The organism is Aeromicrobium changchenzhani, from assembly GCF_057586615.1.
This window is the reverse complement of sequence record NZ_CM172480.1, coordinates 1,881,112-1,897,057: the sequence shown is the minus strand read 5'-3', so window position 1 is coordinate 1,897,057 and position 15,946 is coordinate 1,881,112. Positions and strand designations below refer to the sequence as shown.

Genomic DNA, 15,946 nt, shown 5'->3' with positions numbered 1-15,946 from the left:
CCTAAAGCGTGCTGGACCGATCGTCATCCGGGTCATGGTCAGTGTCGAGGTCGAGCTCAGAAACTTCGTCGTCGGGAATTTCGTCCGTATCGGATTTGCGCTTACGTTTGCGGTCGGTGAGTGAGGCGATGATCTCGGACACGAGATAAAGCACTGTCATTGGCACCGCGAGGAACAACATAGTCAGTGGATCGGTGCTGGGGGTCGCCACCGCAGCGAAGATGAAGATGCCGATGATTGTCCACGGCCGTGCCGACCGCAAGCGTTTTGCGCTGACGATTCCGAGTTGATTGAGTAGAACCACAACGAGTGGGATCTCGGCGGCGACGCCAAATACCAATACGGTGCGGATCACGAAGTTGAGATAGTCGCCGAGGGTCAACAACAGTTGAATTGAGTCGGGCGTCATGCCGATGAGGACCTGGACACCCTTGGGCATCACCAGATAGCCGACGACGACTCCCCCGGCAAACAATGGCGCGCCGGTGAGAGTGAGCAGATAAACCCAACGGCGTTCGCCACGGTGCAATGCCGGAAGAATGAAGCCCCAGATCTGTGCGATCCAGACCGGGCTGGCGAACACAATGCCGAGGACGAGAGCAAGTTTGAGCCGGAAACTGAAAGACGCACCGACACCGCCAACCAAGCTGAGCTTGACGTCGAATCCTTTGCGCGTCAATAGCGGCGCGATCCCGTCGACATATGGTGCCTTGAGCAGATCGAATACCGGAATAAACAGCATCCAGCCAACGACCGTACCGATGCCGATCGCAAGCACTGCGATGACAATGCGGCGCCGCAATTCACGAAGGTGATCGACCAGCGGCATGGTGCCGCCCGGGCTCAACTGAGCCCGGCGGCCGAAACGCGAAGCCACCTAGAGCTGTTCGGGCTTCTCGTCTGCCTTGGCCGTCGACTCAAGCACGTCAGGCTCGTCATCGTCGTCATGCAGAGCCTTGACTTCGGATTTAAAGATACGCAGCGCGCGGCCTGAACCACGTGCGAGTTCGGGAAGTTTTTTGGCGCCGAACAGGAGTACGACGACTGCCAAGATCAGCAGGATCTCGGTGGGGCCAATCTGGCGGAACATGGCAACTCCTAGGACTTCTGGTTGTCTTCATCGTACGCGCCCAGTGCAAGGCGAGCACTCTCAACTACGTCATCGGCGAGTGACTGCGGCTCCACGACTCTGATTGAGCCAGCATTGCGCAGCACTAATCTTGTCATCCACGACCAGTCGGTGCCATACAGCCGCACTCGCCATACGCCATCGACGGGATCGCCGAGGCTCTCCACCTGATAATACTCACTCAACCAGTGCGCCTCCGGCCGAAGGTCCAGGACCGCAGACAGCGTCGCCGCACCGATCTGAAAGAGGCCATCGGCGAGATCGCGTGGCTTGACGTCACGCGGTTCAATTGCTTTCCCGGTGGAATCGGCGCGCAGGATTCGGTCGAGCCGGAAGAACCGGATGTCATCGGCGCGGAGACAATAGGCTTCGCAAAAAATATGGCCCTGCGCATTGAACAGCCGTCGCGGCTCAATCGTGCGATCGGCATTTTCGTCACGGGCGGCTGTCGTATAGGTGATGGTGACCTGTCTGGCGGCAGCGATCGCACTGACGAGCGTTTCATGAATATTGCGATCGACCGCTTCAACGTGCACATCGACTGGCACGGAGGTGTCGCCGACGACACTTTCGAGCTTGGCCAGGGCCGCGTCGATGATCGGTAACTGTGCGCCGCTCGCTGACGCACGCAAGGTGTGCAGCGCGACGATCAGCGAAACAGCCTCATTGGTGTTGAGTTTGAGCGGACGCGAAAGAAACTCGGCGTCACGGATGAAGACGACGCCCTCGTCCTGCAACGCGCCGAAATCGAAATCAATCAACTCACCGGGCAGTTGACCTGGACCGCAGAACATCAGCACTTTGAGGTCGGCACGGATCTGTTTGACCGTGACACCGAATTCCTCGGCAACCTGCTTGACCGGGATGCCGTCATGGCCTTGCAGGTACGGTACGAGCGCGAGCATCCGTGCGACCTGGCTCTTGGAGTCGCTCATGACGCGGTCTCGTCCGCCGCAGCACGTAGTCGAGCGATCACCTTGGTCCGTACCTCTGGCGGTGAAATCACGACGGCGTTGGGGCCATAGGAAGCAATCTCGGCGGCCACTTCCCATGGTGAGGAATAGTCGATCGTCACCTGGTCGAACTCGGCATCAACATCGGTAACCGCTTGGGCATTGCGACGCAGGGTCTGACCTCGGCCCTTGCGCAGCCGCACGATGGCAGTGCCAATGGTCTGCGCGGGGTGAAGCTTCTGTGCCAGTGCGGTGATATCGGTGCCTTCGGGAATTTCATAACTGTCTGGCGCTCCCGCCCACGTAACGTCACCGCGGACTCGCGTGAGACGGAAGATGCGTACGTCCCGGCGATCAAGGTCGAGCCCGGCCATGTACCAGCGGCCATGCCACGAGATAACGCCCCACGGCTGCACCGTTCGGTTGAGAATCTCGGCGCCAGGGCGTTGATAGTCAAAAGCGACTGGCCGGCGGACTGCAACCGCATCCCACATACGGTCGAATGAGGGCTCATTGGCCGACAGCCGCGGCTCGACCATGCGCAACACACTTGTGTCCACGGTGATCCCGGCAGCCTTCAACTTGGCGACTGCGGCCGAGGAGTCTCGCGCTAAACCAGCGTGCTCCCACACCTGCGCGGCAAGCCCGACAACCGCGGCCTCCTCGCGGGTCAGGTCAATATCGGGCAGTTCGACCGCATCACGCTTGATCCGGTAGCCGACCTCGTCCTCGAACAATTTGTCGTTGCTGCCCATCTCGACCGTGATACCGAGCTCGCGCAGGTCGTCCTTGTCGCGCTCAAACATCCGGTCGAAGGCTTGATCGCTTTGACCCCGGTAACCTTCAACGGTCTCGCGGATACGGTCCTTCGACAGATATTGCCGGCTGACCAGCAGCGCGATGAACACGTTCATCAGCCGTTCGGTCTTGAGTGGGGCCATATCCGCAGACTGTCAGAAAGCTGCGAGCAAGTCGACCGCAAAGATGAGCGTGTCGCCTGGCTTGACGGCGGTCCCGCTGCCGGTCTTGCCATAGGCGGTGTTCGCCGGACATACGAGAATGATCCGGCTGCCGATCTTTTCGCCGACAATCCCGTCGTCCCAGCACTTGATCAGCTGGCCGGCACCGACTGCGCTCGTGAACGGTTCGGGACGTGACCATGACTCATCAAAGATCTTGCCCGACGGGTAAATTTGACCGAGGTATTCGAAGGTGACGCTCTGGCCCTTTTTGACCGCGTTGCCGTTGCCCTGGATCGCGGTGTACTTCGCCATCTTCTTGACCTTGGCCGGAGTTTTCGCGGTCTTCGTGAACTTAGCTGGGTGATTGTTTTTGTCATAGCTCAGCTTGGGCAGCGTGTTGGGCAGCTTCTCGGCCTTGCCGCTGGCCTCGGCCGGAATCTTGGTCGATTTGATGATGTCGAAAAGGAAAACCATCGTGTCTTTTGGCTTCAAGTCAAGCTGCTTGCGAGCCTCGAAGCTGCCGTCCTTGGGCGGAATCGCCACCAAGATGCGGCTTCCCACCGTCTGACCTTCAACGCCTTTGACAAAGCCATCGATTGTCGTGCCCTTTTTAATCGTGATCGTCAACGGCTTGCCGGTCTTGAATGAGCTGTCGAACGACTTACCAGTGCGACCGTTGATGGCCTCGTAGTCGAGCGTCACCATTTCGCCGGTCTTGACCTTGGCGCCGTTGCCCTTCTTGACAACCTTGACCTCCGTCTTCGAGGCGCTGAAATCCTTGTCTACCTTGACCGTCGGGGTCTTGCCTTTGCTGACATCGATCGAGTTCATGCCAGAACCCGATGAGCCACAGGCGGAAAGGAACAGCAACGCGGCAAATACCGCGGGAATCAGACGACGCACAAAAAAGCCTTTGATCGAATCAATGTTTGACGGTGGGCAAACCGTTGCCACCTTACTTGGCAGCCCCAAGGGGCACGAGGCTACATACCGTCAATCAACTTCTCGACCCGTTCGTCTTGCGAACGGAATGGGTCCTTGCACAACACGGTGCGCTGTGCTTGATCGTTGAGCTTGAGATGAACCCAGTCGACGGTGAAATCGCGATGGCGCTCCTGCGCGCGTTTGATGAAGTCGCCGCGAAGCCGTGCCCGGGTGGTTTGCGGTGGTACCGACTTGGCGGTGAAAATTGACAGATCATCGGTGATGCGGCTGACCGCACCCTTCTTCTCCAACAAATAGAAGATGCCTCGATCGCGGCGGATGTCGTGGTAGGCGAGGTCAAGCTGGGCGATCCGGGGATCGCTCCAGGTCATGTCATGGGTCGTGCGGTAGCGATCGAGAAGCTTGTATTTGATGACCCAGTCGATCTCGCGTTCGACGAGCGACAGGTCCTCGGATTCGACCGCCTTGAGCGTGCGCTCCCATAGATCCATCGCGCGGTCGATGATCGGCGTGCGAAGGCCGTGACGGTCGACGAACTCGGCGGCCTTGCCGAAATATTCGGACTGAATTTCCAGCGCTGAGAGTTCCCGGCCATTGGCTAGTAGGACCTTGCGACTGCCGGTCATGTCGTGCGAGATCTCGCGGATGGCGCGGATCGGATTGTCGAGCGTCATATCGCGCATCGTCACGCCGGCCTCGATCATACGAAGCACAAGATCGGTTGTGGCGACCTTTAGCATTGTCGTTGTCTCGCTCATGTTGGAGTCGCCGACGATGACGTGCAGCCGGCGGAACCGTTCGGCATCAGCATGCGGTTCGTCGCGGGTGTTGATGATCGGCCGTGAGCGGGTCGTTGCGCTGGAGACGCCTTCCCAGATGTGTTCGGCCCGTTGGCTGACCGAGAAGACGGTCCCACGCGGTGTCTGTTGGACTTTGCCGGCGCCGCAGATGATTTGCCGCGTGACCAAGAACGGGATGAGGACATCGGCCAGTCGGCTGAATTCGCCAGCTCGGGTCACGAGGTAGTTTTCATGGCAGCCGTATGAGTTCCCGGCCGAGTCGGTGTTGTTCTTGAACAGGTAGATATCGCCGTCGATGCCGTCGTCGGCGAGGCGCTGCTGGGCGTCGATCATGAGCCCTTCGAGGATCCGCTCCCCCGCACGGTCATGGGTGACAAGTTCGTTGATGTCGTCGCATTCGGGGGTTGCGTACTCCGGATGGCTGCCGACATCGAGATAGAGGCGCGCACCATTGCGGAGGAACACATTGCTGCTGCGCCCCCACGAGACGACCCGGCGGAATAAATAGCGGGCGACTTCATCGGGCGACAGACGTCGTTGCCCCTTGAACGAGCAGGTCACCCCGTACTCGTTCTCGATTCCGAAGATCCGACGGTCCATGGCATCAGACTAGTCCGCGATTGGTCACCGTGCGGGGACGAACGATGAGGGTTTTGTGTTGTTGGGTGGTTCGGCTCACTCATCATGCGTTCAGGCCGCGTGAAGATCAGACCGGATATTGCCTTGCCAGCCAGCTGCCCGAAACATCCGGATTAGCTGGTCGGCGACTGTTGACTGCTCGTGGCGGACCGCATATGAGGTGAAAATCAACAGCCGTGGGCCGGTGATCACGACCTCATTGGCGCGTATCAGGTCCGCATCCCAGCGACGTATGCCGTGATGTGGCAGCCTGTGTATCTCGACCGCGATCTGCCATCTATCCCAAGCGGCATCGAGATGGTAATGACCTTTTGGGCCTTTGACTCGGGTGCGCAGTCGCACGGTCGCGAATGTGGACTCGATCGGGTTCGTGGTGCGCAGGTGCACCCAGTGTTCGGCCGGGTAGTTGAAGAACTCCAACAGCACATCTTGGTCGTCGGTGATCTTCGCGACCGCTTTGGGATATTTCGCTTCGTAGTCGGCGGCGAAGGCTTTGACTGCTGTGATGGCGTGTTCTTTGTCTTCGGCGTTGTAGATCTCGGCCAACGCGGCCCTGGCACCTGAATGGGCCGATTTGGGCAACGCTGAGAGGACGTTCGCTGATTTGTGAAACCAACAACGCTGCTCCCTCGTTTGGGGGAACACATCACGCACGGCCTTCCAGAAGCCGAGCGCACCATCACCCATCGCCAACACCGGTGCGCTCATTCCTCGGCGTCGGCACGAGCGGAGCAGACCGGCCCACGACTCGGTAGACTCACCGAACCCGTCAGCTAACGCGATGAGCTCTTTGCGCCCATCGGCACGGACCCCGATTCCCCCGAGGACTACGTCCAGGGCGGGACCCCCAACCAATAAGCACACTTTGTCTTGGTCGAGACGGACCTTGAAATGGATGCCATCGACCCACACATAGACGTAATCGGTGCCGGCCAGAGAGCGTTGATTGAACGCTGTCGCCTCGTCCTGCCACCCGGTCGTCAACCGGTTAATCGTGGCCGCCGACAAACCAGCCGCGGTGCCCAGGAACTGTTCCAACGCCGGGCTGAAATCGTTGGTCGACAAGCCGTGCAAATACAACAACGGCAACACGGCGGCCACCTGTGGTGACTTTCGTGCCCAGGCGGGCAGGATCGCCGACGCGAACCGCTGACGTGCCCCGGTAGTGTCGACGCGTTTGTCGTTGACCCGCAGCTGGCGCACCGGCACCGCACCCGCAGCCGTGACAACCTGGCGTTCGTGGTGGTAGCCATTGCGCACCACCAGCCGGCGGCCATCCCCGTCAACCAGGTCGGCGAGCTGGTCGACATAGACGGCGACCTCAGCGGCCAACGCGGCCGTCAGCATCTGGCGTGCACCATCGCGCACAATCTCATCCAACAGCGACCAACCGCCTCGTTATCGTTGGACTCTTCCGTGTTCTGCACTACCTTGAGCATGGGCGTACCTTCCCGACCAGCGCGTCAACGCCGGCCATGATCAGACTGACTGGAATTACAGATCATCCTCGGGAAGGTACGCCACTTTCACGCCACCTCGCCGAGAACCATCCACAGGTTCCGATCATTGCTCGGCACCAAATCGATTGATCGCGTCACTGGTACGCATGACTGTCATCAATCAAGTGTCGGTCCTCTTGCTCGTTCTCAACCGGACGATTTCAGCTGTTGTGGAGAAGTTTGCTCGACGGGATTCCTGTGGATAGACGAACGATGAGGGGTTTGGTCAGCGGAGCGACACGGATCCCTCATCGTTCGTCCCGCCCGGAGGACAGCCGAGGGAGGGAGAGAGAATTCAGCCGGACAGTGCTTCGGCAACGATGCTGTCGTCGAGGCGACGGAACTTGCGCAGATACTCACGAGTCCGATCGAGAATGGCGACTTCCAACGCCGTCGACTCGATCGTCCGGGGGGTCTTGGGATCGTGTCCGAGTGCCGCAGCGGCCAGTGCAATCGCACCGGCTTGGTCAAGTCCGGCCGAATAATGCTCGGTCAAATACGCCTCCACCTGTTCGCTGGCACCGCCCATGACACCGAAGCCTTGAATGTCGGCGACCGAACCGTCATAGGTCAGACGATAAATCTGATCGAGTTCGGTGCTGTCGCCGACTTCAGCTACGAAAAGTTCAACTTCGTACGGCTTCTCACCACCGGTGGAGAAGATCGACCCAAGCGTCTGAGCATAAGCGTTGGCGAGACCGCGGCCGGTGACATCACGGCGGTCATAGGAGTAGCCGCGCATGTCGGCTAGGCGTACGCCCGCGATCCGAAGATTCTCGAACTCGTTATATCTACCGACGGCCGCGAAACCGATGCGGTCATAAATCTCGCTGATCTTGTGCAACGCACGGGACGGGTTCTCGGCCACGAGCATGATGCCGTTGACGTATTGCAGGACGGCGACACTTCGACCGCGCGAAATACCTTTACGGGCGAAATCGGCGCGGTCCTTCATCAACTGTTCGGGCGAGACATAAAACGGTTGGGTCATGTCAGTCCTTTCAGTTGACCGGAGCGGATGGGCCGTCGGGCCGGATGAGTCTGCCACCGATGACCTGATCGGCAATGGCACCGACCGCGTCGTCGGCGATGCGACGGAAACCGTCGGCCGTGACGACGGTGACGACTGGGAAGATACGGCGGGTCAGATCTGGACCGCCGGTGGCTGAATCATCGTCGGCTGCGTCATAGAGCGCCTGCACGATCGCGGTGATGCACTCCGTCTCAGTCAGATCAGTCCGATAGAGCTTCTTGAGCGAGCCACGGGCGAACACCGAGCCGGAACCGACCGAGTAAAACGCGTGTTCCTCATAGCGTCCACCGGTGACGTCGTAGGAGAAGATCCGGCCGGCCTGGGTTGAAAGATCGAACCCGGCAAACAGCGGCACAACTGCAAGGCCCTGCATCGCGAGGCCGAGGTTGCCACGGATTAGCGCGGCGAGCCGGTTGGCCTTGCCGTCTGCCGAAAGCGTGGTGCCTTCGATTTTTTCGTAATGTTCGAGTTCGACCTGAAACAGCCGTACGAGTTCGATCGCAAGACCCGCGCTGCCGGCGATACCGATGCAGGAGAATTCATCGGCTGGGAAGACCTTTTCGATGTCGCGCTGCGCAATGACGTTGCCCATCGTTGCGCGCCGATCGCCAGCCATGATGACGCCGCCGGGGAACGTTGCCGCGACAATCGTGGTCCCATGCGGCGCGATACCGCTGAGATCACCCTGTCGGCGGGCGGCCGCACCGGGTAGCAACTCGGGAGCCTGATGCGAAAGGAACTCCGAGAATGACGATGAACCAACTGCCAGATAAGGCTCAGGCAGCATTACTGGCCGCCCTTTTGGACGAAGCTGCGGACGAACTCCTCGGCGTTCTCCTCGAGAACGTCATCGATCTCATCGAGGATCGAATCCACGTCGTCATCAAGCTTTTCGCGCCGCTCGGACGAAGTCTCAGTGGCATCGACCTGTTCATCGGCCGCGCCACCCTTCTGGGTGCTCTTGTGCTGTTGCTCAGACATGATGCCAACCTATCCCCATGGTCCTCAAAGTTGCGAAGGTTCCAGCAGAATGTTGCGTCCGATCCTGCAGCTCCAGCCCTCAAACCGTTCAAATGGTGGGGCGGGCAGCGGACACTAACGCTGAGTAATTCCGCGAAACAGCTCTTCGGCGGTCGCGCTCTTCTCGAACAACGCGCCGACATGTTCCTTTGTGCCGCGCAGCGGCTCCATCGTCGGAATACGTTGCAAAGAGTTGTAGCCGGGCAGATCAAAGATCACTGAGTCCCAGGATGCCGCTGCGATGTCAGCGGAGAATCGGGCAAGGCATTGACCCCGGAAATATGCGCGGGTGTCCTCTGGCGCCTCGGTGACGGCGCGTTCGATTTGCGCATCGTCGAATAGTCGTATCATCCGACCGGTGCGTACGAGCTGGTGATAGAGCCCCTTATGCAGCCGAATGTCGTGATATTGCAGGTCGATCAAGTGCAGACGCGGGTGATCCCAATCGAGTCCGTCGCGGTCACGGTAGGACTCGAGTAATGACAATTTGGCCACCCAGTCCAGTTCGGCCTTGCATTCCATCGGGTCGCGGGCGAGGCGTACGAGCACATCTTCCCAACGCTTGAGCAGATCTAAGGTCTGGTCATCGCTGCCTTCACGATCGGTGAATTCCTTGGCCTGATCAAGATATGCGCCCTGGAGCTCAAGCGCTGTGATCGTGCGACCGTCCTCGAGCGGAACCGCGGTGGTCAGCGAGGAGTCGTATGAAATCGCCTTAAGCGCGGCAATCGGATTGGCCAGGGTCAAACCCGGTTTGAGTACGCCAGCCTCGATCATCGACAGGACAATCGACGTCGTTCCGTGTTTAAGATAGATCGCTGTTTCGGAGGAGTTCGCGTCGCCGATGATCACATGCAGGCGGCGGTATTTTTTGGGATCGGCATGCGGCTCGTCACGGGTGTTGATGATTGGCCGTTTGAGCGTTGTCTCCAGTCCTACGCCGACTTCGAAATAGTCAGCGCGCTGACTGATCTGAAAACCCTGTGCGCTGCCGTCCTGTTGTCGGCCGACCCGTCCGGCGCCGGTGAAGATCTGTCGCGACACGTGAAATGGCGTCAGGTGTTCGACGATTGATTCGAACGGCACATCGCGACGCATCAGATAGTTTTCGTGCGAACCGTAGGAGGCGCCCTTGTTGTCGATATTGTTCTTATAGAGCACGATCGGCAAAGCGCCGGGGATCTGCGCGGCAAGTTCGGCGCCGCGGCGCATTACGACCTCGCCAGCCTTCTCCCACAGCACGACGTCGAGTGGATTAGTGACCTCCGGGCTCGAATATTCTGGGTGAGCATGATCGACATACAGTCGTGCGCCGTTGGTGAGGATGATGTTCGCCAGACCGAGATCCTCATCGGTCAACTGCGTCGGGTCGGCCGCTCCCCTACTCATGTCGAAACCGCGCGCATCGCGCAGCGGGCTCTCCTCCTCAAAGTCCCACCGGGCGCGCCGGGTGAGGCCATTGGCCGCAGCATAAGAGTTGACGACATGAGTTGAGGCCACCATTGGGTTGGCGGCAGGCTGGCCCTGCACCGCGATGCCGTATTCGACTTCGCTTCCCATCACTCGACGTACGCTCATGCGGCCAGCCTACGGCCTGCAGGTTAGGGCTGCTGGGACGCCAGCTTCAGAGGTATTGCCCGGTGTTAGCGACCGTGTCGATCGAACGCCCCGGCTCGTTGCCGCCCTTGCCAGAGATCAGCGTACGGATGAATACGATGCGTTCGCCCTTCTTGCCCGAGATCCGCGCCCAATCATCAGGATTGGTCGTATTAGGCAGATCCTCGTTCTCCTTGAACTCATCGAGGCAGGCCTGCAACATGTGCTGCACACGAAGCCCCTTCTGGCCGGTGTCAAGCAGATCTTTGATCGCCATCTTCTTAGCGCGGTCGACGATATTCTGAATCATGGCGCCGGAGTTGAAGTCCTTGAAGTAGAGAACTTCCTTGTCGCCGTTGGCATAGGTGACCTCGAGGAACTGGTTGTCCTCCGATTCGGTGTACATCCGTTCAACGGTGCGCTGGATCATGCCAGTGACACAGGCCTGCCGGTCATCGTTCCACTCGGCCAAATCATCGGCATGCAGCGGCAACTCCGCGGTGAGATATTTGGTGAAGATGTCGCGTGCGGACTCCGCATCGGGGCGCTCAATTTTGATTTTCACATCAAGGCGGCCCGGACGCAGAATTGCTGGGTCGATCATGTCCTCACGATTTGAGGCTCCGATGACCAAGACGTTTTCCAGCCCTTCGACGCCGTCGATCTCGCTCAACAACTGCGGCACGATCGTGTTCTCAACATCAGAGGACACGCCCGATCCGCGAGTGCGAAACAACGAATCCATCTCGTCGAAGAACACGATGACCGGCGTGCCTTCGCTGGCCTTCTCTCGCGCCCGCTGGAACACCAAGCGGATGTGCCGTTCAGTCTCGCCGACATACTTGTTGAGCAGTTCGGGGCCCTTGATGTTGAGGAAGTAGGAACGCCCCTCCTCCCCCGTCCGTTCGGAGACTTTCTTGGCCAGCGAGGCAGCAACTGCCTTGGCGATCAGGGTTTTCCCACAGCCGGGAGGTCCGTAAAGCAGGACGCCCTTCGGCGGCTTGAGTTGGTGCTCGATGAACAACTCAGGGTGAAGATAAGGCAACTCGACGGCATCGCGAATCGATTCGATCTGCGCTCGCAGACCGCCAATGCTGTCGTAGTCGATATCGGGGACTTCTTCGAGAACCAAATCCTCGACTTCGCTCTTCGGCACCCGTTCGTAGGCATAGCCCGAACGTGAATCGAGCAGCAACGAATCACCCGAGCGCAGCTTGAGTCCGGTCAGTGAATCGGCCAGCCGAACAATACGTTCATCGTCGGTGTTGCCGATGACCAATGCGCGAAGCCCGTCGGCAAGGATTTCCTTGAGCAGCACCACATCGCCGATTTCTTCGAATTCGAGCGCCTCGACAACGTTCATTGCTTCATTGAGAATGACCTCTTGGCCCTTGCGCAGGGCGGCACGGTCAACATTGGGGCTCACATTGACGCGCAACTTGCGGCCGCCGGTGAAAACGTCGACCGATTCGTCCGCATTGGACTTGAGGAAGGTACCGAATCCGGTCGGCGGTTGGGCCAGCCGGTCGACTTCTTCCTTGAGCGTGATGATCTGATCGCGTGCCTCGCGCAGGGTTGCACCAAGGCGCTCGTTCTGAGTCGTCGTTGCGGTCAGGCGGGCCTCGAGATCGTTCAGGCGGGTATCCGCTGAGGCCTCGGCGCCTAGGCGGCGACGCAGGTGTTCGATCTCGGTTCGTAAGTAGGCGAGCTCCTGCTCGGAATCGCCGCTACGTCCGTATTGTTGTTCGGTCATCGTGCACCTCCTGCGCTCTTGAAATGACCCTACCCGGATCGATCAAAATGTGAAGGCATGTTGGCGTATGGATCGTGTCGTTTTTGTTATTGGTCGCCAGCTGACTCAGCAAGGCCGGCTGGGCGTGGTCCGCGATAGTCCGGTCCGTACGCTCCTGGTGCTGGCCGTCGCGACTTCGCGAGCGATCTGACACCTGGTGCCATGCGCCGGGCCGTCACCAGGAATGCGGTGTGGCCGATCATTTTGTGGTCGGGCCGTACCGCGAGTCCTTCTAAGTGCCATTCGCGCAGCATCGTTTCCCAAGCGGCAGGTTCGGTGAAGCCGCCATTGGCACGGATGGTCTCCACGAACAATGACAACTGGGTCGTCGTCGCGACGTATGCGCAGATGATCCCGCCGGGGATGAGCCGTTCTTCGGCAAGGTCGACGCAGGTCCACGGATCGACCATGTCGAGAATGAGTCGATCGATGTCGGCCTCCTCGATGACCTCGCGGACGTCACCGATCGTAAGTTTCCATGCTGGATGCTTTGCCCCAATGCGCTGCTCGACATTGTTGCGGGCAGTTTCGGCGAACTCCTCGCGCAATTCATATGAGGCAAGCGAGCCGTCGGGGCCGATTGCGCGCAGCAGATAGGAGGTTAGGCTGCCCGATCCGGCGCCAGCCTCAACGACTCGCGCGCCGGGAAAGATATCGGCCATGGTGATGATCTGGGCAGCGTCCTTGGGATAGATGATCGCTGCTCCACGCGGCATCGAGACGACATACTCGTGCAACAGGGGGCGAAAGGCTTGATATTCGCCGCCGAGCGAGGACTCGATAATGATCCCCTCGGGCTGACCAATCAGATCGTCGTGGAGGATCTGACCCTTCTTGGTCGAGAACTGTTTGCCCGCTTCGAGTTGCAGATTGTGTTTGCGACCCTTGGCATCCATGATCCGGACCCAGTCACCCTCGGCCATGGTGCCGCGGCGTACGCCGGACAGTGCGTTGTTGTCGGTCATGCCTTGCCATTTCGGTAGGCGACATCTACCCGGTCGGCGAGGAGCCGGCCGAAGGTCGTGCCGTCGGATTCGGTCAGTCGGTAGACGTCGGAGGGTGTTGCGGCCATCGCCCGGACCAAGGGTATTCCGTGCAGATCTGCGGGCAGGCTTGGTGCGTCCACGGGCGCATCAACACCGGCCTCGCCGATGTGGCGCGCATACAACGAGTTGAGGCGGGCACTCCGGTCTGCATTTCGCAGCGCCTGTGTGGCGCCGGTCCACAGGAACCATGCGATCAGGATGCCCACGAGCACGTCGACCGACCTGACCGCATCGTTGTGGGTCAGCATCCAATAGAGCGGGAATGCAACCGCGATGGCCGCGAAGAGCCGGCCGATCCAAGCCGCGGTTTTGGTGCCGGTGGCTTCGTCGCCGGTTGCAGCCCAGATGATCGCGCGAAATACCCGTCCACCGTCGAGCGGCAGCCCCGGGATTAGATTGAACGCGGCGACGAGCAAATTGACCCAAGCGATCGCCGCCACAATCGCCTGGCCGCTGCCGGCTGTGAGCGCGGAACTGCCCAGCCATGCGACCAGTCCGATCGAGAGCGACGCAAGCGGGCCGCTGATCGAGGTCCAGAACTCCTGAGCCGGCGTGCGGCTTTCGCCCTCAATCGCGGTCTCGCCGCCCAATAGATGCAGAGTTATCGACGCGACCGGCATCGCATAGCGACGGGCGACCCACACATGGGCCAACTCATGGATCAGTACCGACACATATAGAGCAAGAACAAAGAGCCCGGCAAGAACATAGGAGTTGTTGGGGCCGCCATTGTCGAAGCGTGGCGCAAACAGGACGATCAAGACGACCGCCATCAGCAACAACGATGGTTTGATCAGCAGATCGATGTCACGGAGGCGGGCCAGACGCAGTGTTCCCGGTGGTGGTCCGGAATCATCTGGTCTGCTCACACATCCACGCTACCGTGCTCGCCCTGGGCTAACCTCGACAGCGCTGTCGGTGGACGGCGTTAGTGTGCCGGTATGGCTTCATCATCGGTTCGCGCTTCACTCTCGCCCAGCCGGGCCGGGGACTTCATGACCTGTCCCTTGCTCTATCGCTTTCGTACGATCGACAAACTTCCCGAGCCAGCGAGCCCTGTCATGGTGCGCGGGACGTTGGTTCATGCGGTACTTGAGCGGCTGTTCGATGATCCGGCTGCTGAACGAACCCTCGAGCGGGCCGTATCGATGGTGCCAGCCCAGTGGGCGGCATTGCTTATTGATCGGCCAGAGCTTGCCGACTTGTTCGAGGGTGATGATGCGACCGACCAAGCCGAGTGGCTCCAGAGTGCGACCGCGTTCCTCGATCAGTATTTCCGGATGGAGGACCCGCAGTATCTCGAGCCCGAGTCCCGCGAGTTGTGGGTCACGTACGAGTTGGACTCGGGGTTGACGCTCCGCGGCATCGTTGATCGCCTTGATGTGGCACCGGATGGACGGATCCGCGTGGTCGACTACAAGACCGGCAAGTCACCCAATCCGCGCTTCGAGGGCAAAGCGTTGTTCCAAATGAAGTTCTATGCGCTCGTCATCTGGCGCACCCGCGGCGTGATCCCGACGCTGCTCCAATTGATGTATCTCGGTGATGGGCAGTTTTTGCGTTACGAGCCGAATGAACCCGATCTGGTTGCGACCGAAAATAAACTTCGCGTGCTCTGGTCAGCCATTTCGGCCGCGACCGAGAGCGGCACATTTGCGCCGAGCAAAGGCCCGCTGTGCAACTGGTGCTCGTTCAAGGAATTGTGCCCCGCATGGGGTGGCACTCCGCCGCCATTCCCCGTGTTACCCGCGGTGAATTAGAACAACCGACGAAGATCCGCAGGCATCACGCCAGCCAGGCTGGTGAGATGGGTCCGGTTTGGTGCTTCGGTGACCGCGACCATGTTCGGTACTGCGAGTACAAGGCAACCAGCCGCATTGGCAGAATTGGCGCCTGTGTTGGAGTCTTCAATCGCCAGACACCGACCGGCATCGATACCGAGTTTGGACGCGGCCAACAGGTATGGCTCGGGATGCGGCTTGCCGTTGGTGACCATGTCACCAGTGATCAACGCATCGATTGGCAACTGTTCAGCGATGGGCACCGCAATCGACTGATAGGACATCGTGACGATCGCCTGCGGAATTCCCTCGGCCCGCAGTGCCTCGATGAGCTGTTTGACGCCAGGCCGCCAGCTGACCACTGTGGAGTGCAGCGTGGCAGCAACGTGCTTGACCAAGAACTCGACAATCGCCCCTGGTGATAAGTCAATCGAAAGGTGGCTTCTGATGTACGCGCCGGAATCAAGTAGATCGAAGCCGACGAGTTGGAGTCCGTCGGCGTCGGTCCATTCCTTGCCGTAGGTTTCGGCGAGGTCACGCTCGGCAGCCATCCAGAGTGGTTCGGTGTCGACCAGCGTTCCGTCGAGGTCCCAGAGCACCGCAGCAGGCAGAAGGTCATGGTTTGACGTCACCACCTCAGCCTATCGGCTGGTCTGGCAGCGTCGCAGCGCGCTGCAGTGCTCATACGAAAGACAATGATCATATAATGAGACGGACGGACCGAGGGATGAGACAAAAGCGCCCCGTAACG

At 59.7% G+C, this 15,946-nt stretch carries 15 protein-coding genes and 1 pseudogene; 1 reads left to right on the top strand and 15 read right to left on the bottom strand.

Features of this window, described 5'->3' with window-relative positions; all coding sequences use genetic code 11:
• Window position 1 precedes the first annotated feature (1 nt).
• The 14 genes and pseudogenes from tatC to AC2YB9_RS09555 form a co-directional block, all read right to left on the bottom strand.
• The gene (tatC, locus tag AC2YB9_RS09620) at window positions 2–877 is read right to left on the bottom strand and encodes a twin-arginine translocase subunit TatC (RefSeq protein WP_487265127.1); all 876 of its coding nucleotides are present in this window, start codon (window positions 875–877) and stop codon (window positions 2–4) included.
• A complete protein-coding gene (gene tatA, locus AC2YB9_RS09615; protein WP_487265126.1) occupies window positions 878–1,090 on the bottom strand; it encodes a Sec-independent protein translocase subunit TatA in 213 nt (70 codons plus the stop codon). It lies immediately after the preceding gene.
• A gap of 8 nt (window positions 1,091–1,098) precedes the next feature.
• Window positions 1,099–2,064, bottom strand: a complete 966-nt coding sequence (locus AC2YB9_RS09610) for a helix-turn-helix transcriptional regulator (RefSeq protein ID WP_487265125.1) — start codon at window positions 2,062–2,064, stop codon at window positions 1,099–1,101.
• Complete coding sequence (locus tag AC2YB9_RS09605; RefSeq protein ID WP_487265124.1) at window positions 2,061–3,023, bottom strand: helix-turn-helix transcriptional regulator; 963 nt, start codon at window positions 3,021–3,023, stop codon at window positions 2,061–2,063. The genes AC2YB9_RS09610 and AC2YB9_RS09605 overlap by 4 nt, the downstream gene beginning before the upstream one ends.
• A gap of 12 nt (window positions 3,024–3,035) precedes the next feature.
• Window positions 3,036–3,947 (bottom strand): FKBP-type peptidyl-prolyl cis-trans isomerase, encoded by a 912-nt coding sequence (locus tag AC2YB9_RS09600; RefSeq protein WP_487265123.1) that lies wholly within the window; start codon window positions 3,945–3,947, stop codon window positions 3,036–3,038.
• 80 nt (window positions 3,948–4,027) lie between these two features.
• Window positions 4,028–5,389 (bottom strand): Pup--protein ligase, encoded by a 1,362-nt coding sequence (gene pafA, locus AC2YB9_RS09595; RefSeq protein ID WP_487265122.1) that lies wholly within the window; start codon window positions 5,387–5,389, stop codon window positions 4,028–4,030.
• Window positions 5,390–5,698: 309 nt separating this feature from the next.
• Window positions 5,699–6,867, bottom strand: a pseudogene (locus AC2YB9_RS09590) (IS256 family transposase); the annotation flags it as partial.
• 355 nt (window positions 6,868–7,222) lie between these two features.
• Window positions 7,223–7,918: a proteasome subunit alpha gene (prcA, locus tag AC2YB9_RS09585; RefSeq protein ID WP_487265121.1), complete on the bottom strand. Its 696-nt coding sequence runs from the start codon at window positions 7,916–7,918 to the stop codon at window positions 7,223–7,225.
• A 10-nt stretch (window positions 7,919–7,928) separates the two neighbouring features.
• Window positions 7,929–8,747 (bottom strand): proteasome subunit beta, encoded by an 819-nt coding sequence (gene prcB / locus AC2YB9_RS09580; RefSeq protein WP_487265120.1) that lies wholly within the window; start codon window positions 8,745–8,747, stop codon window positions 7,929–7,931.
• Window positions 8,747–8,941 (bottom strand): ubiquitin-like protein Pup, encoded by a 195-nt coding sequence (locus tag AC2YB9_RS09575; RefSeq protein WP_487265119.1) that lies wholly within the window; start codon window positions 8,939–8,941, stop codon window positions 8,747–8,749. The genes prcB and AC2YB9_RS09575 overlap by 1 nt, the downstream gene beginning before the upstream one ends.
• 114 nt (window positions 8,942–9,055) lie before the next feature.
• Complete coding sequence (dop, locus tag AC2YB9_RS09570; RefSeq protein WP_487265118.1) at window positions 9,056–10,558, bottom strand: depupylase/deamidase Dop; 1,503 nt, start codon at window positions 10,556–10,558, stop codon at window positions 9,056–9,058.
• A gap of 46 nt (window positions 10,559–10,604) precedes the next feature.
• On the bottom strand, window positions 10,605–12,329 hold the full coding sequence (gene arc / locus AC2YB9_RS09565) for a proteasome ATPase (protein ID WP_487265117.1): 1,725 nt from the start codon (window positions 12,327–12,329) through the stop codon (window positions 10,605–10,607).
• 86 nt (window positions 12,330–12,415) lie between these two features.
• Window positions 12,416–13,333, bottom strand: a complete 918-nt coding sequence (locus AC2YB9_RS09560; protein WP_487265116.1) for a tRNA (adenine-N1)-methyltransferase — start codon at window positions 13,331–13,333, stop codon at window positions 12,416–12,418.
• On the bottom strand, window positions 13,330–14,283 hold the full coding sequence (locus AC2YB9_RS09555) for a site-2 protease family protein (RefSeq protein ID WP_487265115.1): 954 nt from the start codon (window positions 14,281–14,283) through the stop codon (window positions 13,330–13,332). Before AC2YB9_RS09555 ends, AC2YB9_RS09560 begins: the two co-directional genes overlap by 4 nt.
• Window positions 14,284–14,355: 72 nt before the next feature.
• Here AC2YB9_RS09555 and AC2YB9_RS09550 point away from each other — a divergent pair, with 72 nt between their 5' ends.
• Window positions 14,356–15,174 (top strand): RecB family exonuclease, encoded by an 819-nt coding sequence (locus tag AC2YB9_RS09550; protein ID WP_487265114.1) that lies wholly within the window; start codon window positions 14,356–14,358, stop codon window positions 15,172–15,174.
• Here AC2YB9_RS09550 and AC2YB9_RS09545 read toward each other — a convergent pair.
• Complete coding sequence (locus AC2YB9_RS09545; RefSeq protein WP_487265113.1) at window positions 15,171–15,827, bottom strand: HAD family hydrolase; 657 nt, start codon at window positions 15,825–15,827, stop codon at window positions 15,171–15,173. The two genes, AC2YB9_RS09550 and AC2YB9_RS09545, sit on opposite strands and share 4 nt — an antisense overlap.
• Between the last annotated feature and the right edge of the window lie 119 nt (window positions 15,828–15,946).